This is a genomic window from Gudongella sp. DL1XJH-153 (assembly GCF_049310905.1).
Taxonomy (GTDB): Bacteria; Bacillota; Clostridia; order Tissierellales; family Tissierellaceae; genus Gudongella.
In genome coordinates, this window is record NZ_JBMEMN010000019.1 from 1 (window position 1) to 20,146 (window position 20,146).

General features: G+C 39.5%; 19 protein-coding genes and 1 pseudogene. 5 read left to right on the forward strand and 15 right to left on the reverse strand.

Annotated elements, in window-relative coordinates; translation table 11 throughout:
* Positions 1-183: 183 nt before the first annotated feature.
* From ftsH to ACOEN1_RS08385, 5 genes are all read right to left on the reverse strand, one after another.
* The gene (gene ftsH, locus ACOEN1_RS08365) at positions 184-2,007 is read right to left on the reverse strand and encodes an ATP-dependent zinc metalloprotease FtsH (RefSeq protein ID WP_422486416.1); all 1,824 of its coding nucleotides are present in this window, start codon (positions 2,005-2,007) and stop codon (positions 184-186) included.
* A gap of 61 nt (positions 2,008-2,068) precedes the next feature.
* Positions 2,069-2,590 (reverse strand): ECF transporter S component, encoded by a 522-nt coding sequence (locus ACOEN1_RS08370; protein ID WP_422486418.1) that lies wholly within the window; start codon positions 2,588-2,590, stop codon positions 2,069-2,071.
* A gap of 58 nt (positions 2,591-2,648) precedes the next feature.
* Complete coding sequence (locus ACOEN1_RS08375) at positions 2,649-3,473, reverse strand: P-loop NTPase (RefSeq protein ID WP_422486420.1); 825 nt, start codon at positions 3,471-3,473, stop codon at positions 2,649-2,651.
* A 56-nt stretch (positions 3,474-3,529) separates the two neighbouring features.
* Positions 3,530-3,895, reverse strand: a complete 366-nt coding sequence (locus ACOEN1_RS08380) for a DUF134 domain-containing protein (RefSeq protein WP_422486422.1) — start codon at positions 3,893-3,895, stop codon at positions 3,530-3,532.
* 85 nt (positions 3,896-3,980) lie between these two features.
* Positions 3,981-4,634, reverse strand: a complete 654-nt coding sequence (locus ACOEN1_RS08385; RefSeq protein WP_422486424.1) for a Crp/Fnr family transcriptional regulator — start codon at positions 4,632-4,634, stop codon at positions 3,981-3,983.
* Between the two features lie 176 nt (positions 4,635-4,810).
* On the opposite strand from ACOEN1_RS08385, the gene ACOEN1_RS08390 reads away from it, so the two are divergent.
* Complete coding sequence (locus ACOEN1_RS08390) at positions 4,811-5,338, forward strand: 4Fe-4S binding protein (RefSeq protein ID WP_422486492.1); 528 nt, start codon at positions 4,811-4,813, stop codon at positions 5,336-5,338.
* Between the two features lie 32 nt (positions 5,339-5,370).
* On the opposite strand, the pseudogene ACOEN1_RS08395 reads toward ACOEN1_RS08390, so the two are convergent.
* The 9 genes and pseudogenes from ACOEN1_RS08395 to ACOEN1_RS08435 form a co-directional block, all read right to left on the reverse strand.
* Positions 5,371-5,556, reverse strand: a pseudogene (locus ACOEN1_RS08395) (glutaredoxin family protein); the annotation flags it as partial.
* Positions 5,557-5,759: 203 nt separating this feature from the next.
* On the reverse strand, positions 5,760-6,212 hold the full coding sequence (locus ACOEN1_RS08400; RefSeq protein WP_422486426.1) for an Hsp20/alpha crystallin family protein: 453 nt from the start codon (positions 6,210-6,212) through the stop codon (positions 5,760-5,762).
* A gap of 122 nt (positions 6,213-6,334) precedes the next feature.
* On the reverse strand, positions 6,335-6,919 hold the full coding sequence (locus ACOEN1_RS08405) for a class I SAM-dependent methyltransferase (RefSeq protein ID WP_422486428.1): 585 nt from the start codon (positions 6,917-6,919) through the stop codon (positions 6,335-6,337).
* A 12-nt stretch (positions 6,920-6,931) separates the two neighbouring features.
* A complete protein-coding gene (gene uvsE / locus ACOEN1_RS08410; RefSeq protein ID WP_422486430.1) occupies positions 6,932-8,185 on the reverse strand; it encodes a UV DNA damage repair endonuclease UvsE in 1,254 nt (417 codons plus the stop codon).
* 38 nt (positions 8,186-8,223) lie between these two features.
* Positions 8,224-10,314, reverse strand: a complete 2,091-nt coding sequence (locus ACOEN1_RS08415; protein ID WP_422486432.1) for a stalk domain-containing protein — start codon at positions 10,312-10,314, stop codon at positions 8,224-8,226.
* A gap of 34 nt (positions 10,315-10,348) precedes the next feature.
* Positions 10,349-11,533, reverse strand: coding sequence for a DUF438 domain-containing protein (locus ACOEN1_RS08420; protein ID WP_422486434.1), 1,185 nt, complete (start codon positions 11,531-11,533; stop codon positions 10,349-10,351).
* 73 nt (positions 11,534-11,606) lie between these two features.
* A complete protein-coding gene (locus ACOEN1_RS08425) occupies positions 11,607-12,158 on the reverse strand; it encodes a GNAT family N-acetyltransferase (RefSeq protein WP_422486436.1) in 552 nt (183 codons plus the stop codon).
* 92 nt (positions 12,159-12,250) lie between these two features.
* Positions 12,251-13,060: a zinc transporter ZupT gene (gene zupT, locus ACOEN1_RS08430; protein ID WP_422486438.1), complete on the reverse strand. Its 810-nt coding sequence runs from the start codon at positions 13,058-13,060 to the stop codon at positions 12,251-12,253.
* Between the two features lie 107 nt (positions 13,061-13,167).
* A complete protein-coding gene (locus ACOEN1_RS08435) occupies positions 13,168-14,934 on the reverse strand; it encodes a diguanylate cyclase (RefSeq protein WP_422486440.1) in 1,767 nt (588 codons plus the stop codon).
* Positions 14,935-15,128: 194 nt separating this feature from the next.
* Between ACOEN1_RS08435 and ACOEN1_RS08440 the strand changes: the two genes are divergently transcribed.
* Positions 15,129-16,034, forward strand: coding sequence for a peptidylprolyl isomerase (locus ACOEN1_RS08440; RefSeq protein WP_422486442.1), 906 nt, complete (start codon positions 15,129-15,131; stop codon positions 16,032-16,034).
* A 37-nt stretch (positions 16,035-16,071) separates the two neighbouring features.
* On the opposite strand, the gene ACOEN1_RS08445 is transcribed toward ACOEN1_RS08440, so the two are convergent.
* Complete coding sequence (locus ACOEN1_RS08445; protein ID WP_422486444.1) at positions 16,072-16,626, reverse strand: GNAT family N-acetyltransferase; 555 nt, start codon at positions 16,624-16,626, stop codon at positions 16,072-16,074.
* 165 nt (positions 16,627-16,791) lie between these two features.
* Here ACOEN1_RS08445 and ACOEN1_RS08450 point away from each other — a divergent pair, with 165 nt between their 5' ends.
* The 3 genes from ACOEN1_RS08450 to pdo all read left to right on the forward strand — a co-directional run bounded on the left by ACOEN1_RS08450 (position 16,792) and on the right by pdo (position 20,141).
* Positions 16,792-18,300 (forward strand): helix-turn-helix domain-containing protein, encoded by a 1,509-nt coding sequence (locus ACOEN1_RS08450; protein ID WP_422486446.1) that lies wholly within the window; start codon positions 16,792-16,794, stop codon positions 18,298-18,300.
* A 188-nt stretch (positions 18,301-18,488) separates the two neighbouring features.
* A complete protein-coding gene (locus ACOEN1_RS08455; RefSeq protein ID WP_422486493.1) occupies positions 18,489-19,475 on the forward strand; it encodes an NAD(P)/FAD-dependent oxidoreductase in 987 nt (328 codons plus the stop codon).
* Between the two features lie 15 nt (positions 19,476-19,490).
* On the forward strand, positions 19,491-20,141 hold the full coding sequence (pdo, locus tag ACOEN1_RS08460; RefSeq protein WP_422486448.1) for a protein disulfide oxidoreductase: 651 nt from the start codon (positions 19,491-19,493) through the stop codon (positions 20,139-20,141).
* Positions 20,142-20,146: the final 5 nt, after the last annotated feature.

Below are 20,146 nucleotides of genomic sequence, written 5' to 3' on the forward strand. Positions count from 1 at the left end.
AGAGCATAAAAGCTTACCGGAAAAGTCTTGGAATTGTCTAAAAAGAGTCCAAAAAAACATCCGCACCCCCATTTTGGATATTTCTATCACTGGGCACTTATGACAACCACTTAAGAAATTCGCTGGGCACTTATTACAGATGACAAAATTAAAGCCAGCAGATAATTATCTGCTGGCATCCTCTTATTCCTCTTCAACTTTGTTCAATATATCCATAAACTGCTCTCCTGAAATTGTTTCCATCTCTAGCAGATAATTGGAAAGCTCCCTTAGCTTATCCATATTTTCCTCAAGAATCTTCTTGGCCTTATCATGTGCATCCTTGATTATCTTAAGCACCTCGGCATCAATCCTTGAAGAGGTTTCTCCTGAGCATGCCAGGGATGAATCTCCACCAAGATACATGTTGGTCTGTGTCTCCAAAGCCATCATGTCAAAATCTTCGCTCATTCCATAGCGAGTAACCATTGCCCGTGCAATCTTTGTAACCTGCTCAATGTCATTGGAAGCGCCAGTTGTTACTGAGCCAAATACAAGCTCCTCTGCCGCCCTTCCTCCTGTGATTGTAACAATCTTGTTGAAGAGCTCCTCCTTGCTCATAAGAACGCTATCCTGCTCTGCTATCTGCATGGTATAGCCCAAAGCACCTGATGTCCTTGGAATTATCGTTATCTTGTGAACCGGATCTGAGTCTGTCTGCTTTGCTGCAACAAGAGCATGACCGATTTCGTGGTAGGCAATAATCCTTTTTTCCTTAGTGGAAATAACGGAATTCTTTCTCTGGTATCCGGCAATTACAATCTCAACGGATTCCTCAAGGTCTGGCTGGGTAACCCGCTCCCTTCCCTGTCTTACAGCTCTTAGTGCAGCTTCATTTACCATATTTGCAAGGTCTGCTCCAGATGCTCCGGCAGTTGCCCTGGCAATTGCGTTGTAGTCCAGGTCAGGGTCAACCTTGACTTCCTTGGCGTGAACCTTCAGAATGGCCTCTCTGCCGTTTAGGTCGGGCAGTTCTACCGGAACCCTCCTGTCAAACCTTCCAGGCCTTAAAAGCGCCTTGTCGAGGGCCTCAGGTCTGTTTGTCGCTGCAAGGATAACCACTCCCTCCTTGCCGTCAAAACCATCCATCTCGCTTAGAAGCTGATTAAGGGTCTGCTCCCTTTCATCGTTGCCTCCAATGCCTCCACCATCACGTTTCTTGCCGATGGTGTCGATCTCGTCTATAAATACTATGCAGGGCGCCTTTTCCTGTGCCTGCTTGAAAAGATCCCTTACCTTTGCTGCTCCCATTCCTACAAACATCTGAACGAATTCAGAACCTGAAATCGAGAAGAAGGGTACCTTGGCCTCTCCTGCCACTGCTCTTGCAAGAAGGGTCTTACCTGTTCCCGGAGGGCCTACAAGCAGTGCTCCCTTTGGAAGGTTTGCACCGATCTCCTTGTACTTGCCTGGATTGTGAAGATAGTCAACTATCTCCTCCAGGGCTTCCTTTGCCTCATCCTGTCCAGCAACATCCTCGAAGGTCTTGCCGGTTTGTGACTCAACATATATCTTTGCATTGCTCTTTCCAAAGGAAAGAACATCGTTTCCCCCACCCATCCTCTTCTGCATTGATCGGGCAAAAAGCTGACCAATTGCAACAAATATGGCTATTGTTATAATCCAGGAAAAGATTGTGCTGAACAGAGAAGGTGTCGTGTCAGATATCTCCCTTGAGAACTTTACATCCGAATTTGTCAGCTTTTGAACAAGTTCAGGATCATCCATGGTTCCTGTAACGAATACCGTATCAGTTCCCTTCTCCTGTATAAATATGTCGTTGTCCTTGATTTCCACAACATCTATTTCTCCGTTTTCAAGCATCTGAAGGAATGTTCCGTAATCAATCTGCTCTATGTCGGACTCCATCATCCTTGGAAATACAAACATATTGAGTATTATTATTATGATCATGGCGATTACATAATAATAAAGTATTGGTTTTTTTGGTCTTTTGAAATTATTCACTTTATCACCGTTCCTATTCTAATGACTGCTGTCTGCAGCCATAAATGCTCATAGCAATGAGCTATGTTCTATTAGCCTGTAAACCTGTTGATCCCCTTATGGCCTTTACCAAAGGAGGAATTATTACAAGCTGTATCAGTATTCCAGGTACTCCTGTCACAATGGCACCTTTAATAAATGTCCACGGAGAGATATCTACCCCAAAGAATGTAGCTAAAACAAATACCACTATGGCTGCTGCAACCCTTCCATCTATCATCCCTGCTATCAATGGGAAAAATATCTTGCCCGGGTATTCCCTGGCGATAAATCCTGATGTCAAACCATAGACTCCCAGCTCAAAAATCATAATTGGAAGCATTGGAAACATTGGAGGCATGCCGGTCAAAACACTGCTTAGTATCGGAGTTATCATTCCTGTAAAAAGTCCTGCCAATGGTCCAAGGGTCAAGCCTGCCATCAAAACAGGTATATGCATTGGAAGGAAAACCGGTCCTCCCATGTTGAAACTATGAAACGCAATGGGAAGAACTATTCCCAGAGCTATAAACATTCCTGTCATAACTATTTTTCTCGTGTTCATCATTTCCTCCTGTATTAAAAATTAAAGGAGACCAGGCTGTCCCGATCTCCTTTTCACATTACTTGAATGTATCAATCAGCTCATCCAGAATGCTTACGTCATATTGCTCAATGGATCCGCTATCAACCAGAGTAGAAATGCTTGGGTCAATAGGTACTCTTGCAAAATGTTCAATACCTTGATCAGCAGCAACCTGCTCTACCTTGCTTTCTCCAAATACGTTTATCCTTTTGCCGCAATCCGGGCAATTTAAGTATGACATGTTCTCAACGATTCCAAGTATTGGTATATTCATCATCTTTGCCATGTTTGAAGCCTTGGCAACAATCATTGATACAAGCTCCTGTGGAGATGTTACAACGATTAGACCATCCACTGGAAGCGACTGGAATACAGTCAATGGTACATCACCTGTTCCAGGTGGCATATCAACAAACATATAGTCAATTTCTCCCCACTCAACATCTGACCAGAACTGCTTTACAACACCTGAAACAATTGGACCTCTCCAAATTACCGGATCCGTCACATTTTCAAGAATCAGGTTGACAGACATTATGCTTATGCCGGTGTCACTAATTTTAGGCATCAGCGACTTTCCGTCGGAAACAGCTTTTCCATGAATGCCGAATGCCTTGGGAATTGATGGTCCCGTTATATCTGCATCCATTATTGCTGTCTTGAAGCCCTTCCTGTTCATGTTGACTGCCATCATCGATGTAACCAGTGATTTTCCTACTCCACCCTTGCCACTTACAATTCCAATTACTTTCTTGACAGAACTCTTTTCGTTTAAAGCCACTGCAAACTCATTTTTTGGCTCTGTTCTGTCATTACAGTCTACACTGCATGTACTGCAGCTGTCATTACAAGTTTCACTCATTAACAATACGCCTTCTTTCTTATTTTTTGATATTTAAAAATTTAATATCCTGCTGATTATATTCTGTTCCTGTGTTGTCTTTGACGACGTCTTCTTCCACAATGGAAGTATTCGTGATCACAATCTCCGTCGCACAGTTTGTATGACCCACCCTCAATCTTAAGGGTAAGACCGTCCACTACTGCATCCGCTAGCTTCTTTCTTGCAGATATATAAATTCTTTGTACAGTTGTCCTGGCTACATCCATTCTCTCTGCACATTCTTCCTGCATTAACCCTTCTTTATCAATAAGTCTGATTGTCTCGTACTCCTCTACAGTCATCAGAATTTGACTACCATCGAATGGTCTTCTATTCAGGGGACCGAAAAGATTAGTCTCTGGGAGACAACATACTCGTCTTGTTTTTGTTGGCCTTGCCAATCAAATCACCTCCATACCCTAGTATTATACCACGAATTATTCTGGGTTGCCAGAAAATTTGAAGATAGATTTATTCGGCTTATTTCTAACGCTTGAGCAGTGTTATTGAGTCCCTGTCATACTTGAGAATTCCATCCTCTTTCATTTTTTGCAGTTCCCTGCTTAAGGATGTTCTCTGTACTCCGAGTCTTTCAGCAATCTCTTTCTTTGTTGCAGTTAATACTATTCTGTCATTGCTTTGCTTTCTTCTTTCAAGCTCCAGGAAATCAAGAATTTTCTCTCTCAATGGCTTCATGGAAATATGAGTTATCCAGTTGGCAAGAGAAAGTGCCTTATCAGAGACTATTCTAAGAAGTGATTCAGTAAATTTTGGATTATCCCTGGAGAGCTCCAGTAGAATATCCTTTGTAATCTCGAGAATTTCTGTATCCTCAACTGCTATAACTGAAAAAGGATAGCTATTGTTACTTGAAAACAAGAGATTTATACCAACAATATCATCCTTTGTAAATCTTGCAAGAGTTACCATGTTTCCTTCCTGATCCATGCTGTGTATGTCAATTGCACCCTCAATTACAATATCCATGGAATTACAGTTCTCTCCTTGAAGATAAATCATTTGATTTCTATTGAACTTTCTTAATTTCATGTTTTCCACCAATGATATTTTATTTAGTCTTTCAGGTTCGATTTGGTTGAAAGGTTCAATTGATGAAATCATGTTTATAATATAATTCATTTTATCCTCCATTTGTGTTTCATAGGTAACTCCCATTTTTTTATTTCACAAGTATACTAAAAGTAGCACAAATTTGAAAGGAGCTACATATGAAAAAAAGTTTTAGAAAAACTGTACAATTTATTTTCCTGGCGATTTTTATCTTTCTCGTCGTCACCAACAAGCCGCAACTATGGATGGGATTACTTCTCCTGGGGGTTGCAGCCTCCTTTTTCCTAGGTCGTTTATACTGTGGGTGGATCTGTTCAATCAATACCCTTATGGAAATGATAACTGCATTAAAGAAAAAGTACAATATCAAGAATAGGAAAATACCCGAGGTGCTTAAAAAGCCAATTATCCGTTGGGGACTACTTGTCCTATTCTTTGTGATGTTCCTTCTAGTAATAATAACAGGTGAACCGCTTCCGATTCTACCGGTATTGTTCCTTGTTGGAGTAGTTCTTACTTTCTTTTTCCACGAAGAGCTCTGGCACAGATTCCTCTGTCCATATGGAAGTATCCTGAGCAAAAGCTCCAAGAATTCAAAGCATGGTATGAAGGTGGATTCTGATCTCTGTATTAATTGCGGCAAATGTGTTAAGGTATGTCCTGCTTTAGCAATTGAAAAAGACAGCATATCTCATTTTATAAACAAAAATGATTGTCTTGTCTGCATGAAATGTTCTGATATATGTACTCCAAATGCAATCACCTATGAGTAGACACTGAAAAGCTCCCAAAAGGGAGCTTCTGTTTAAAGTCCTAAAATCTTGTCTATTCCTGACTTATCAAAACCTACAATTATCTGTCCATTGATATCAAGAACTGGTACGCCTCTTTGTCCTGATTTCTGGACCATCTCTACTGCCTTTTCATGGTCCTTTGAAACATCATAGTCAGTGTAAGCAACATTCTTTGAGTTTAGGTAATCCTTTACCTTAGTACACCATGGTCAAGATGGGGTTGAATAAATTAGTACGCTCATCGTATTACCTCCTTATTATTTTCGATTACTATACCTATACCATAAATAGCTAGTTTTAATCATATAACCGATAATCAAATGTCAAATCTATCTTATATGGAAAATAACCCTATTAATAAAGGCAGGAATCACGAGGATTCCTGCCTTATGATAGCTGCTTATTCAATTTCAATCTTGTTGGTTTCCTTTTCAGGTTTTTGAAGCTTCGGTACTCTTACTGTCAGTACCCCATCATCCAGCTTAGCCTTTATGTTTTCAGAGTCTGCATCAGCCAGATATACGCTTCTACTCATTGAACTATACCTTCTTTCCTTGTGGATATAGTTCTTTTTCTCTTCATCCACTCTCTCTTCCCTCTGGATTCCAATTATAAGTTGGCCATCATGAATCTCCAGAGATATCTCTTCTTTCTTTACTCCTGGTAACTCGGCTTCTATCAGGTACTCCTTTTCCTTATCCTGCACATCAACTTTAAATGTGTCTCTTGATAGACTTCTTTGTGGCAAGAAAAATTCGTCACTAAAAAAGTCATCAAGCATGCCATAAAAGTCACCAAAGCCTTTTCCAACTGGTTTGTTACTACTTCTGTTGAAAGGTACCAATCCTGCCATGTTTAACAACTCCTTTTCTAAATATTTTTTAATAACTAGCACTCTCTAGCTTTGAGTGCTAACTTTTTACAACTATATTTTAGGATATCTTTCGACTTTTGTCAATAGCTTTTTAGATATTTTTAAAGATCAACTAGATACCAGGCTGCTCTTTCGTCAACATCCCTTTTGACAACATTACCGAATTCTTCCATAAGTTCATCCTGAACAACTTGGATGAAATTAAAGTAATCTCCTCCCTCAAGCCATTCCACAAAATCATTTGCCCATCTTCTCTCTTGGTTGTAATCGTATATGATCATCTTCCTGCCAGTAACCCTTGCCATTTCCCTGTACATTTTCATTCTGTCTTCCTTTTTCATGCCGTGGGCTACATATGATGAAATTGAAACATCAAAAGTGTTGTCTTCAAAAGGCAAGCCATGGAGAACATCTGCCATTACACAATCTGCATCAATATCTGCGTTTTTCTTCTTTGCAATCCTGATCATCTTTTCAACTGGTTCAATACCTGTTACTGATAATCCATTCTCAGCCAATACCCTGCAAAGGGCTCCTGTTCCAAATCCGATATCAACAACTGAGGAGTATTCGCTAAAATCAAAAAAATCCTTGTTTTCCTTTAAAATTTTACGATAGTACCTTACCTGATGATCATAAAAGAGGCCATAAATCGGTGCAATTTTGTGAAATACTCCCTTGCTCATGGTTCTCACTCCTTAAATGTGAAAATAGTAAGACTTTGAAAGATAGGCTTCCCCGTACCTTTCAGTCAGTCTCCAGAGACTGTTTTTAAGAGCCTGAAGTGACAACTTGCCCTCCTTGAATCTTTCAAGCTCCTTGCGAAAACGCAAGATCTCTTTTTCTGTTGCAATATCCTTGAAATAACCCCATACATGCTCGATTCCGTTTATCACAGTTCCCTGGGATGGTTCGGCATTGTACATGGCACTATCCAGAAGACTGTAGAATTCCCTGACCGGGTATGAGTTCTTGTCCTTTAGTAACGTCCTGATTTCCTGATAGCATTCCGGTGACCTTTCAAGAACATTGTACTTGTACCTGCTCCATTCCTTTTCAAGGTTTTCAATCTTCCCAGTATCCAGTATTGCATTGACACCTTTTTTTGCTGAAAGATTTTTATCCTTTACCTCAAGCATTATGTCAAGATCATGGTGAATATTCTTATCAATATAATCCATCAAAGCACTGATATCAATGGTTTCTGAATGTGCACCTGGGTTTCTTTCCGGGTTTTGCTGGGAATAATGAATCTTCTGTAGACCGTCCCTTTCCTTCCAGGTCTTTCCTGCTTCCTCAATCCACTTTGAGTCGTCCTCTCCTCCTCCGTTTACAAGGTGATGAAGATTGTCAAACACCACAGGTATCCCCATATGGACTCCAATATCCAGAACCTCTTCAATCCTGTATGACCTGTCGTCATTTTCAATGATCAAGCGATTTTTTATGCTATCCGGAAGCTTAAGATAATTTTCCTTGAATCTATCCATGGCAGACTTTTTATCTCCATAGACTCCACCTATATGAATGATTATCTTTGCAGAATTATCAGCTCCAAGGCTATCCAGTACAAGATTATGGTATACAAGATCATCCACTGCACGGCTTACAACATCTTCATCAGGTGAGTTCAGGACGGTATATTGGCCTGGGTGCATTGAAACCCTGATTTCATTGTCTTTTATTATTCTACCCAGGTTTTCCCATTGGGGCCTTAAGTCATCCCACCATTTTGTCTTGTTGACAGGGCTGGACCCAAAGGGGATAAGGTCTGAGGACAGCCTGAACATCTTCAGGCCATCCTCAACATTGTATCTCAGTATATTTTCCAGAGTCTGCAGGTTGTGGGTTGTTATTTCAATCAACCTGTCTGGTGTTGCATTTTTCTGTATGGTTCCCTTGAAATCCGTATAGGGGATCGCTTTTGTTAGACATGCATATCCTATTTTCATTATCTTTTCCTTTGTTTTGACTTATTATCTCTTCTGTATTAGAAGCTAACCTTGTCGTATTCCATAAGGTTGTTCTGCTTGATTATATTCATCAGCTTGATTGGGTATTGTGGGTCAGTTGCATAACCTGCCCGTCTGATGGCCCATGCACCCATTGTAGAGTTGTACATAACATCTCTGAAGATTCCGTAGCGATCCTTCTCTAAAAGAACCTTGTGGTCATTCCAGCTCTCCTTTACATCCATATATGCTCTGAACTCTGCATCTATTCTGTAGGTCACTCCATTGTATACTTCCCATGTATTGGAGATAACTGATCCGTTGCTGGCACTACCCTTTATTCCAAACAAGTTATTGGATGGTTTTCCAGTGTACTTGTCCCTTGGAACAGATTGTCCCCATCCTGTTTCAAGAATTGCCTGAGCTGTTTGAATTGCTGCTGACATTCCTGTCTTCCTATATGATTCGATTGCCATTCTGGAAGCAAATAACTGGAACTGATCCTTGGGAACTATGCTTACTGGTCCAAAGGTCTCCTTTGTATAAACCTCAAAATCAACGGTTTCACTGGTTATTGTATTTCCCTTGTAGCTTCCACGTGCAAGTATTCTCCAGTCAGCTGTATCCTGAGGCTGTGGCGTATAGATTCCCTTGCCTGTATCAGGATCGGCCGCTATCGTCCTGCTTGCTCCGGTCGCCCTGTTTGTAAGAACAAACTGAACATTGGATAATTCTACATTGCTTCTGTAGGTAAGATCGGTGTTGCCTGTTACAACCTGCTTTGGTCCAATACCCTGAAGCTGAAGCTTTGGTGTTCCGTCAACATTTACTCTTACAGGTTCGCTGGTTACGGTTGTACCTTGCGAATCCACAACCCTTACCATCAGCTCCTTGGAGCCTGATACCTCAGGTCCTGGGAACCATGTATATGTCCCGTATGGTATTGTCTTCAATACAGTCTCAATGCCTGTAGCCGGGTCTCTCATTACAAACTGGGTTTCCCTTACATCAAAGTTCCTGTTTGCCATCAGGGTTACAGGATTTCTTATGGTGGCGCCTTCAGTAACACCTGAGAGTGTCATTCTTCTTGGAACCTGAACATTTACTGTATATTGTTTTCCTGGATATTCATTCAGACTGTGATCCAGGGCAATGATCTGGATGGTATTTAGCCCACTGTCATATGACATTGGATTCCAGGTAAAAGTACCATATGGGTCCCTGTTCTCCTCAACCTTTACCTTGCCTGTGGTCAGGTTTGTGATTACATATTTAACCGAATATGGTGCGAAATTTGTCTTTGGGGTCAGTTCCCGTGCGGATGAAACTACCATATTATTAACAAGACCGTTGATATCAGCCTCTGGAATAACCCTTACGGAAACTGGAATGCTGTCTCCAGCAAGAAATTTCCCGTTGGAGTCGTAAATACCTGCAACAAGAAGCTTGTCTCCTGTATTATCCACCTCAGGGATATACTCAACTGATCTACCAGCTGCATCTGCCATTCCAACGATAAAACCTGTATGGTCCTTTTTGTCCAGAAGCAAGAGTCTCAGCTGGTTTCCCTGCTTTAGCAAAGCTGAATCACCAGTCACTGTAATATTGCTACTTCCAGTAATGTAGCTTCCTGGAGCGTGTGAGGTTATGTCCAGATTGTAGAATGGTTCAACTGTAGCTGACTTGTCTGAATTTACAGTAACAGTCCTGCTTGAGTTATCCCACTGGACTTCAATACCAAGTCCGTTGCTTATAAGTCTTAAAGGTACAAAGGTTCTGCTGTCTATAATCCTCGGTGCAACATCACTGACAACAGCTTCCTGTCCATTTCCTATTTCAACTGCTCTGCTTCCGATTACCATTCTAAGGGACTTGTCTCCCTTCCAAGCCTTGACAGTCCTGGTGGAATTGTCCCAACTTACCTCTCCACCGATTTCTTCTGTTACAAATCGTATTGGAACTAGTGTCCTTCCATTCTCAATTACCGGTTCAGTCAAATGGGTTATGTCCTTTCCATCCACAACCAGCTTGATATCATCCGTAGCAGCTGCTTCAGTATCACAACCTGAAGATACCGTCAATATTGTTGCCATTAATCCTATTGCAAAGTATTTTCCTAAATTCTTCATTGAACACCTCTCCTGTTTTGTCTAGTTATTCGTATCAGTTCCACTCCAGCAGTCTTCTTTCTCCTTGGAGGGCCTGAATTTCTGTTATGTCCTGACTTACTTCAAGAACTCCCTTATAATCACCATTGTCATTTCTCATTGCAAAATACTGTATAAGAATCATCCTGTCCTTTATTCTTATCCAGAATGTTGCAGTATCCCTTTCCCCTTTTCTGAAAGCTTCAACAATCTCTTCAACTATGTGTACACTGTCTGGTGGATGGCATTTGTTTACATCTCGGCCAATTATTGCAGGGGATCTTGGAAATATCCTGTCCTTTGGTCTTGTAAAAAATCTTACCTTGTTGTTCTCATCCACAAAGGTCATATCCACCGGCAGAGAATCAAATATCAGCTCCATTTGAATGAAATCAAGCTCACCTGTTTCAGTCCTGAACTTGCCATCTATTCTTGTATCTTCATTTATTTCATTTGCTTCCAGGAATTCTTCATCCCATGTCTTCTCAATAAATGGAAAGCTGTACTCGTAGCTTTGTCTGTGCATTTCATGCCATTCCTGCTCGCTGAGCACTTCGCAGGCTGCAGGGAAAAGTATTATTTCCTCCTTCTTTATGATACCCAATATTCCAAAGAATAGTTCAGCCACCGCTACATTCACCTGGTGATCATCACTATTCGAGTCTCTCAGCTTATCCAATGCATTCTGGACCTGATTCTTAACCATGTCATGCAGCGCCCACATAATTGCAAGCCCCTCGAATCTTGGCATTTTTTTCTCCATATAAGGAAAAAGAATGTTCTCCTTCTTGGTGTAATGCGGATAGAATTCCTTTAGCTCCTCAATAAGCGGTATCAGTTTTTCTCTTCTAATCTGTGATCTTGGTTCCCTGACAATGGTCTTCATATAGTCTGTTTTCTTCCTGAGAGCTTCATTTTCCATCTGGAGGTCAGTGAGGAAATTGTCATTTTCAGGTCGTTTCCATCTATGATTTGCCAAGCTTTCATGAAATACATTTATTGTTTTATCCAGGAACTGGAGTATTTCCTTTTCAGTCATTCCATCCTGCAGCAGTCCATGGAATACTCTAAATGCATCCTGCGGTTTTATTGATGATATCTCATCCTTGTACTCAAAATACAGCTTCCTGCCGTCTTCTTTGTTGTTTAGTCGCTGTATGTACTCTTTTAGTTTCTCAATTTTTATATTATCCCCATTCATCCTATCGCCCCCTTGTTAGTGATGCTTCAATTATACATTAGAACTGAGATAGAGGCAAAAAAACAGGAGTAATTCAACTCCTGTTCTCCGCATGTCTATTCAAATATTCATCTTTTGTAATTGAGTAGCAAAGCTCATCATAGACCTTGCCATCATAGGTTACCGTTGCACACTTGAGTGTGCCTTCATAACTAAAGCCACATTTGATGATTACGGCCTTGGACCTTTCATTATGGGGGTAATGATAAGCTGATATTATGTCCACCTTCAAAACATCAAATGCATACCTGACCAATCTCTTTGATGCCTCAGTTGCGTATCCCTGACCCCAATATTTTGCATTTATAACATAGCCCATCATTCTCGCTGATTTATTTTCCCTTTTTTTGTCCCTGTGTAGCCCGATTGAGCCAATCACCTTTGAATTTTCCTTCAGCTCAATTGCCCATATATCATTGCTCTTTGAAAACTTGTGCAATATAAAAAGAGACTCGTCCTTGGAACGGTGGTAATCCCATCCTGCATCCGGTCCAACGGCAGGATCTCTTGCATACTCGTAAAAGTCATTGAGGTCACTTAGTTTAAACCTTCTTATTATCAACCTATCTGTTTCTAGTAACGGCATTATTTCACCTCTTATACAATATTGCTTTCTTTTAAATATTGTACCATATATTTGAACTTCTCGTGATATCATTTGCACTCTTAATCAGTCCCTTAAAGGAGAATCAGACTGGTCGCCATTAATGCCATTCCTGAAATAAGTCCCCATATTGCAATATGGTGTTCTCCATACTTATGGGCTGTCGGCAGCAATTCATCCAAGGATATGTAGACCATGATACCTGCAACACTGGCGAAGATAATCCCAAACATTCTTTCGTCAAATATTCGCATCAATAAGAAGTATCCAGCAATCGCTCCCAAAGGCTCGGATAGACCTGAGAGAAATGAATACTTGAATGCCTTCTTCTTGCTGCCGGTTGCATAATAAATCGGTACTGAAACCGCAATACCCTCCGGGATGTTGTGTATTGCAATAGCTATTGCAATTGAAATACCAAGGGCTGGATCCTGCAGGGCACTTATAAAGGTAGCTAGTCCTTCAGGAAAGTTATGAATTGCGATTGCAAGTGCCGAGAAAAGTCCCATTCTCATCAGTTCACCATTCTCTTCATCCCCAACTTCCATTTCGTCCACATCTCTTATTTCGTGGGGATTTTCACCCTTGGGTACAAATTTATCTATAAGTCCGATTAGTGCTATTCCAGCAAAGAATGCCAATGTAGTTACCAGAAGTCCACCCTGGTCCCCATAGATCACTGACAGTGATTCCCTTGCCTTGGGAAATATCTCCACAAAGGATACATATATCATTACACCTGCAGAAAACCCCAGGGCTGCCGAGAGAAATTTCTTGTTTGTCTGTTTTGTATAGAAAGCCAATGCACTACCTATTCCTGTTGACAATCCGGCAAATACTGTTAGTCCAAAGGCAAATAAAACTGTTTCAAAGCTTGCATCCATAAATGTCTCCTTCCATTATGTTATTTTTCTGTAATATTTAATATATTAGCACAAATCCAGCAAATATGAAAATCCAATATTCAAAAACCAGTTGCAATGAAATGTAACTAAGCAGAAAAGTCACTTATAATTTTAATAAAGATCTCTGCCAGTTCAGGATCAAACTGTGTACCGGCATTCCTTCTGATTTCTTCAAGCGCTTCCTCTATTGAAAGTTTCTCCTTGTATGGCCTTTCTGTTATCATGGCATCATATGAATCCATAATGCTAACTATCCTCGAAAGAGTAGGTATTTCATCATATTTCAGCCCATCTGGGTAACCTGAACCATCCCACCGCTCGTGATGTGAGAGGATATAGTCTGCTATTGCTGAAAGCTCAATTGATGCCATTGCTATCCTGTATCCCATCTCAGGGTGTTTTCTTATTAATTCCCATTCATCCTTTGATAGAGGCTCCTCTTTATTTAAAAGCTCTGTGTCAATTGCAATTTTTCCAATATCATGGATTGACACAAGTGTTTTCAATTTTTCAGTCATATCCTCGTTGAATCCTATTCTATTGGCCATTTCCTTGGCTACCTTCTCCATGTTGGTCAAATTCTCTTCATTTTCTTCTCCCCGTCTTAGTAGAGAATTTCTTATTGATTTGATTATTGTGCTATGGGTGCTCTTATGATCAAACAGCTTGTTTCTGTACATGTGATCTTCTGCAAGCTTTATGATTTCATCCAAATCCTCTTTCATGGTTTCCCTTGTTGCATAACCCAATGAAATACTGATTTTTACGGGCGAATCACTGTTAAGCTCATTAAGTATGTCACCTTCCTCCATAATCCTCTTAACGATTTTCTTCACTATTTCGAATGTTGTATTTGGAAGCATTATAACGAATTCATCCCCACCTGTTCTGGCCAAAACGTCCGTACTTCTTATTGACTCCTTCAGAAGCTCTGCTGTCTTTATTATAAGCTCATCGCCATAATCATGACCGAAGGCATCGTTTATAAGCTTCAAGCCATTGATATCTCCAACTATGACCGATAGTGGTAGGGATTCTTCCGAATCCATATCCTTTATTGTGTTGTTGTAAAATCTTCTGTTGTATACTCCCGTCATGTCATCATAATAAGTAAGATAATTAATTTTTTCTTCCCTTTCCTTTTGTTGTGTTATATCAACGATGATCCCCTCAAGCATTAGGAGTTTTCCTTCTTGGTCGAAAACTGGCTGACCCTGTTCATAAACCCACTTCTTTTCTCCAGCAGCGGTCAATATTTCATATTCTGTTCTTACCATACCCTTGTTCCTTACAGCCAATTCCCACAAATTCCTTAGACTCTCCCTGTATTCTTCAACTATAATTTCATTAAAAGATATTTCATTGTTTTCAAGAAGACTGACTACATCATAGCCTGTAAGGTCCTTGCAGCCTTCTGATACATATTCCATGGTCCAGTCTTTATCAAATCGACATCTGTAAATCATTCCCGGCAAAGTCTCCATCAATTTCAACCTGGTTCTTTCAGTTTTTCTATAGTGCTCCAGATAGCCTGCCCTTTCAGTAAATGTAACAGCCAATAAATCATCTTCCAGTTTCATACCTTTAATATTATAATAATATGAGTTGCTGAAGATTACACCTTCAACTTCTCCCTCTTCCAAAATACTTTGCACTATGTCATTTAACTGCTCAATCAAAAATTCATTAAAGGCATCACTAATCTTCTTCCCCTTGATATCATCATTAATAAAAAGATAATCAATGAGAAGCTTATTGTAATCCTGCACAATCATATCCTGCAGGTTCTCCTTCCTAAGAATCAAATATGCAATCGGAGCATTGTTTAATAATTTATGATATATGCTGTTCATAGCGCACCTCTTTTTCCCAATTCCCTTATTTTTACTATATACCCCTTTAAAGAATCAATTATTGCATTAATATGTAATGAGTGTAGCTTGACCAGTGTTTTCACATTATTTTCACCTGAGTGTAACAATTTTGCAATGAATTGAATAATAATTTGTGGTATACTTACATAGATATGAAAGGGAGGAGACCTACAATGAATTTATTATCAACGAAAAAACACAGCAGAAAAATTATATTATTACTGCTAGTATTGGTTATCGGTGTGTTTGCTGGTGCCTGTGAAAAGGCTCAGGAGCCTGGAGAGGTTGAAGTTGTTGCCAAGATCAATGATGAAGAGATTACCAAAGATGAGTTTTACAACTACTTAATTCAGCAAAATGGGCAAGAGGTGCTGGAAGCTCTGATTTTGGAGAAAATGGTAATGATGGAAGTGGAAAGCAATGATGTGGAAATTTCCGATGAGGCTATCCAGGAAGAAATGGATGTAATGATTGAGTCCTATGGCGGAGAAGATGCATTCCAGGAAGCACTTGTATATTATGGATTCACTGAGGAGTCAGTGAAGAAGAATATCCGATTGAACCTTGGGATTGAAGCATTGATGGAACCATACATTGAGTTGACTGATGAGGAAGTTTTGGAATACTTCATTCAAAACAAGTCAGAGTTCGACACTTCTGAACAAGTAAATGCAAGTCATATACTTGTCGACACGGAAGAGGAAGCAAATGATATAATCACAAAACTAAATGATGGCGAAGATTTTGCAGATCTTGCTGCTGAATACTCCAAGGATGTATCAAATGCATCACAGGGTGGCTCACTTGGTTTCTTTGGAAGGGGTCAGATGGTTGGACCATTTGAAGAAGCTGCATTCAGTATGGAGCCTGGTGATATAAGCGAACCCGTCCAAACTGACTTTGGTTTCCATATTATCAAGGTTGAGGATAAGACAACAACTGAAGAAGCAAAACTTGAAGATGTTTCTGAAGAAATCGAAGATATCCTAAAGGACCAAAAAATGAGTTCAGCTTACTCTGTCTGGTACGAGGATATTCAAGAGAAGTATGAAGTTGAAAACTATATTCTAAATGACTAAGTAAAAAACTGGATGCTCAAGTGAGCATCCAGTTTTTTTATCTACTTTTTTTGTTTCTTTCAAGGAATCCTGCAAGGTCAAGTTCCATGTTGAATCGGTCTTCTCCTTTTCCGTACTCATCCTTTGAATATAGAATTGACTTAAATCCAATTTTATCCCTGTATAGTCTGATCGCCGGTTCATTGTCTACATCCACAGTAAGACTCATCTTGTCAAATCCCTGTTCCAGAAGATCTTCTGCGATAATCTTTAAGAACTCAAATCCAAGTCCCATGCTCTGGTAGTCTTCTGAGATTGCGTAATCAAAAAGGTAAGCCTTGTAGAAGTCTTCCCAGTCTCTCATAAGTATCGCCAAGCCTACAACCTGATGCTTTCCTTCTTCCGTCATTATATAGACGTTCCCATGCCTAATCTGTGGTACAAGTCCCCATTGATCCATTCCCAGATCGCCGAAAATATCCAGTCCAAATTCAACCATATTTCGTAGGAGCTTAAGGTTAAAGTCCTGAACCAGATAAACCTTGAGATTATCAATTCCTTCAATATTCTTTACAACCTTGTGTGGTAATCCTTTTACTTCTTGTAATTGCATAGTTCATCTCCTTTTCCTTTTATGTATTTATCTATACCCTAAAACTTTGAAATCCAACGACTTTTTTGACTTCTTCCACTACTAGGCATATGTTCACCTATCACTATATTGCACAAAAGTCACTGAAAGTATATAATTATTAAAGAAACCGGAAGGAGCGTGAAAATGAAATTCAAAGATAAAATTACCAAAATGATGCAGATACTAAAAATTACAAATTCCCAGCTAGCAGAAAGATTGGATGTTGATATGTCCCTTGTTAGCCGTTGGAGAACCGGCAATAGACTGCCTTCTGAAAGAGGTACCCATATGGAACAGATTGCTGATTTCCTGATTGAATGTGCACAGGAAAGAGATCTTTTAGATGAATTTACAGAAATCTTGGGATTATCTGCAGATAGTCATAGAAGTGATCATGCATACCTTAGGTCACACTTGATTCAATGGTTAAAGGATGACAATTTCAAAGATAATTCTCCAGCTATCAGAGACTTTATAAACAAGGTTGAGTTTTTTACCCAGAATTCCGGATTTGATTCGCGCACCCAGGAGAAACATAATATTCCCGACTATGAAATTAAGGATGTATATGTAGGTACTGAGGGAAAACGTGAAGCTATGAAGAGATTTCTTCATCAACTATCTCAATCTGAAGAACTTCTGGATGTCTATTTCTACAGCGATGAGTCTCTTGAATGGATAACAGATGATATAGACTTTTATTTTATGATCATGGAAATGCTATCCGATGCGCTGACAAAAGGTCATAGATTGAAAATCATTCAACCCTATCATCAAGACTTCAAAAGTATGATGGGATCTATTGAAAGATGGCTTCCTGTTTACCTGTCAGGTCAGATTCAGACATACTACTATCCTCATGAGATGAAAAGTATTTTTGGAAATACCATCAATGTAGCCGGGGATATTGCAGCTCTTAAATCAGATTCAATTAGAACAAACTCTCACAACAGCATAAATTTTTACATAACTGATAAAAATGTTGTGGCTTCAATCAGAAAAAATCTTATAACTTTTATCGACAAGTGTGATTCATTAATGCATGTATTCGGTTTTCATGATGTAAAACAACTGACAAGCTATCTTCTGAAGCAAGGAGACAATCCAGGAGATTTAATAGCACTGCACCAAACCCTTAGTACGATGACCATGCCAATGGGTTTCCTTTATGATCTTTTCGACTCGAAGGAATTGCACCAGGCACATCTAAAAAGAACGAGTCTGTTGAAAAGCAACCTTGAGACCTACAAGTATATCGAAATATTTTCCCTTCCATCGCTGGAAGATCTGGATAAAGGTAATTTGCAGATTGAATTATCAAATCACATTTCACCGGAGCCAATATATTATGATAGGAATACATTCAGGATCCACCTAGAGAATGTTATAGATTGGCTTGAAACTTATCCAAATTACAGTGTGATAGTTCTTGATAAACTATTCTTGAATGATGTAAAAATAACAGTCAAGAAAGACAAGACAGCAATATTGTATAAAGTCACACCTTATCCAATTGCTCTTGCTTTCGACAACAAGGACATTATTGATGCATTCTATTCATATATAGTTGCTGTTATCAATGATTCAGATGAAAAGACCTTGGACAGAAATTTTGCTATGGAAAGACTAAAGGATTACTTAAAAAATCTCTAGGGATTACAGAGCCTGCATATCATCTGTGTATATTAAATATATCCATGGAATGTATGCAGGCTTTTAGCATTTGACATAGTATACCCCCCTGGTGTATAATTGCATTTGTAGGCAAGAAAACTACTTGATCCTTGAAATATATAGGAAGCCTGATAAGATATACTAACAAACGGAGGTGCATTTTGAATATGGATGTTAATTTAAACCTAAGCAACAACTCGAGCAAAGAAAAATTAACACTGGATCAGGAAATGATTTATGATCTGATTGTGGTCGGCGGTGGTCCTGCAGGTCTTAATACAGCCCTTTATGCAAAAAGAAAAGGACTTAATGTCGGAATTATTGCCAGGGACATCGGCGGGCAGGTAATGGACACATCATCAGTTGAAAACTACCTTGGATTCGTTTCCCTGTCAGGTGAAGAACTGATGAAAAACTTTATAAACCATGTCAATGAGTTAAAGGTTCCGATTCTGGAATATGAAGAAGTGGAAGCAATCGGACTTAAAAACGACTCAAGACTTAGAGAAATAGTTTTAAAAAATGGATTAGTCTTCAATACTTACTCAGTTGTTATTGCAACAGGAAGCAAGCCCAGAAGACTTGGAGTTCCTGGGGAAAAGGAATATTCAGGAAAAGGAGTATGCTATTGTGCAATTTGTGATGGCCCTTTATTTGCAGGCGAGGAAGTTATTGTCTCCGGTGGAGGCAACTCAGCAGTAGAAGCAGCGATAGACTTGGCGAAAATCGTGAAGAAAGTGACCATAATTCACAGATCACAATTCAGAGCCGACCAAATTCTGATTGATCAGCTTTCAAAGCTTGACAACGTGGAAGTAAGGCTTCAGACTCAGATTCTTGAAATACAAGGTGAAAAGTTTATGACCGGTGTCAAAGTACTTGACAAGAAATCAAGCTCAGAAGAGATAATTGAAAGCGCGGGATTATTCGTTGAGATAGGCTATCTTCCAAACAGTGAGATTTTTTCTGATTTGCTGGAGCTTAATGAAAGAAATGAGATTATTGTGGATAGATATGGCAAGACAAGTGTTGAGGGAATTTATGCAGCTGGAGATGTTACAGATATACCATACAAGCAGATAATAATGTCTGCAGGCGATGGAGCAAAATGTGCCTTGGCTGTGAACGACTATTTGAATACGATTAACAAGTAAATTTGGGAGGTAATTATGAAATTTTTAAATGAAGAAGTAGCAAAGCAGCTTGAAGAAATATTCAAGGGAATGAAAGATGATGTTACGGTGGCTCTATTCACCAAAGAAGATGACTGTGAAACCTGTGAAGATACAAATGACTTTATTTCAGAGCTCCTTTCTGTATCATCAAAGCTACACCTGGAGAATCACGACATCGATAAGGACTCAGATAAGGCGAATGAATTTGGCGTACTAATGGCACCAAGCATCGTATTGCTGGATAAGGACAAAAATTACAAAAGAATCAAGTTCAACGGAGTTCCATCAGGACATGAGATAAATTCATTTATCAGCAGTGTTATGGAAGTTTCGGGAAATTCTGAAAGACTATCTGATAAAATCCAAGCAAGGATTGAAAAAATCAACAAACCTGTAAATATAAAAGTATTTGTAACCCTTGCATGTCCTCATTGTGCAGGAGCAGTTCAAAAGGCACACAAACTTGCATTGGAGAACACAAATATTCAGGCTGATATGATTGAAGCACAGACATTCTTTGATATGTCTGAAGAATACAATGTATCAAGTGTCCCAAAAATTGTAATAAACGACGAATTTGAATTTGTAGGAAATCAACCTCTGGAAGTATTCCTGGATGAGATTGAAAAGACTCAAGTAGCTTAATCAAA

Bases quoted from the DNA above. Each gene is read 5' to 3' on its own strand.
- ACOEN1_RS08370 (WP_422486418.1), bottom strand. From the start codon at position 2,590: ATGAACACGAGAAAAATAGTTATGACAGGAATGTTTATAGCTCTGGGA.
- ACOEN1_RS08375 (WP_422486420.1), bottom strand. From the start codon at position 3,473: ATGAGTGAAACTTGTAATGACAGCTGCAGTACATGCAGTGTAGACTGT.
- ACOEN1_RS08385 (WP_422486424.1), bottom strand. From the start codon at position 4,634: ATGAATTATATTATAAACATGATTTCATCAATTGAACCTTTCAACCAA.
- ACOEN1_RS08390 (WP_422486492.1), top strand. From the start codon at position 4,811: ATGGGATTACTTCTCCTGGGGGTTGCAGCCTCCTTTTTCCTAGGTCGT.
- ACOEN1_RS08400 (WP_422486426.1), bottom strand. From the start codon at position 6,212: ATGGCAGGATTGGTACCTTTCAACAGAAGTAGTAACAAACCAGTTGGA.
- ACOEN1_RS08405 (WP_422486428.1), bottom strand. From the start codon at position 6,919: ATGAGCAAGGGAGTATTTCACAAAATTGCACCGATTTATGGCCTCTTT.
- uvsE (WP_422486430.1), bottom strand. From the start codon at position 8,185: ATGAAAATAGGATATGCATGTCTAACAAAAGCGATCCCCTATACGGAT.
- ACOEN1_RS08415 (WP_422486432.1), bottom strand. From the start codon at position 10,314: ATGAAGAATTTAGGAAAATACTTTGCAATAGGATTAATGGCAACAATA.
- ACOEN1_RS08420 (WP_422486434.1), bottom strand. From the start codon at position 11,533: ATGAATGGGGATAATATAAAAATTGAGAAACTAAAAGAGTACATACAG.
- ACOEN1_RS08425 (WP_422486436.1), bottom strand. From the start codon at position 12,158: ATGCCGTTACTAGAAACAGATAGGTTGATAATAAGAAGGTTTAAACTA.
- zupT (WP_422486438.1), bottom strand. From the start codon at position 13,060: ATGGATGCAAGCTTTGAAACAGTTTTATTTGCCTTTGGACTAACAGTA.
- ACOEN1_RS08435 (WP_422486440.1), bottom strand. From the start codon at position 14,934: ATGAACAGCATATATCATAAATTATTAAACAATGCTCCGATTGCATAT.
- ACOEN1_RS08440 (WP_422486442.1), top strand. From the start codon at position 15,129: ATGAATTTATTATCAACGAAAAAACACAGCAGAAAAATTATATTATTA.
- ACOEN1_RS08445 (WP_422486444.1), bottom strand. From the start codon at position 16,626: ATGCAATTACAAGAAGTAAAAGGATTACCACACAAGGTTGTAAAGAAT.
- ACOEN1_RS08450 (WP_422486446.1), top strand. From the start codon at position 16,792: ATGAAATTCAAAGATAAAATTACCAAAATGATGCAGATACTAAAAATT.
- ACOEN1_RS08455 (WP_422486493.1), top strand. From the start codon at position 18,489: ATGGATGTTAATTTAAACCTAAGCAACAACTCGAGCAAAGAAAAATTA.
- pdo (WP_422486448.1), top strand. From the start codon at position 19,491: ATGAAATTTTTAAATGAAGAAGTAGCAAAGCAGCTTGAAGAAATATTC.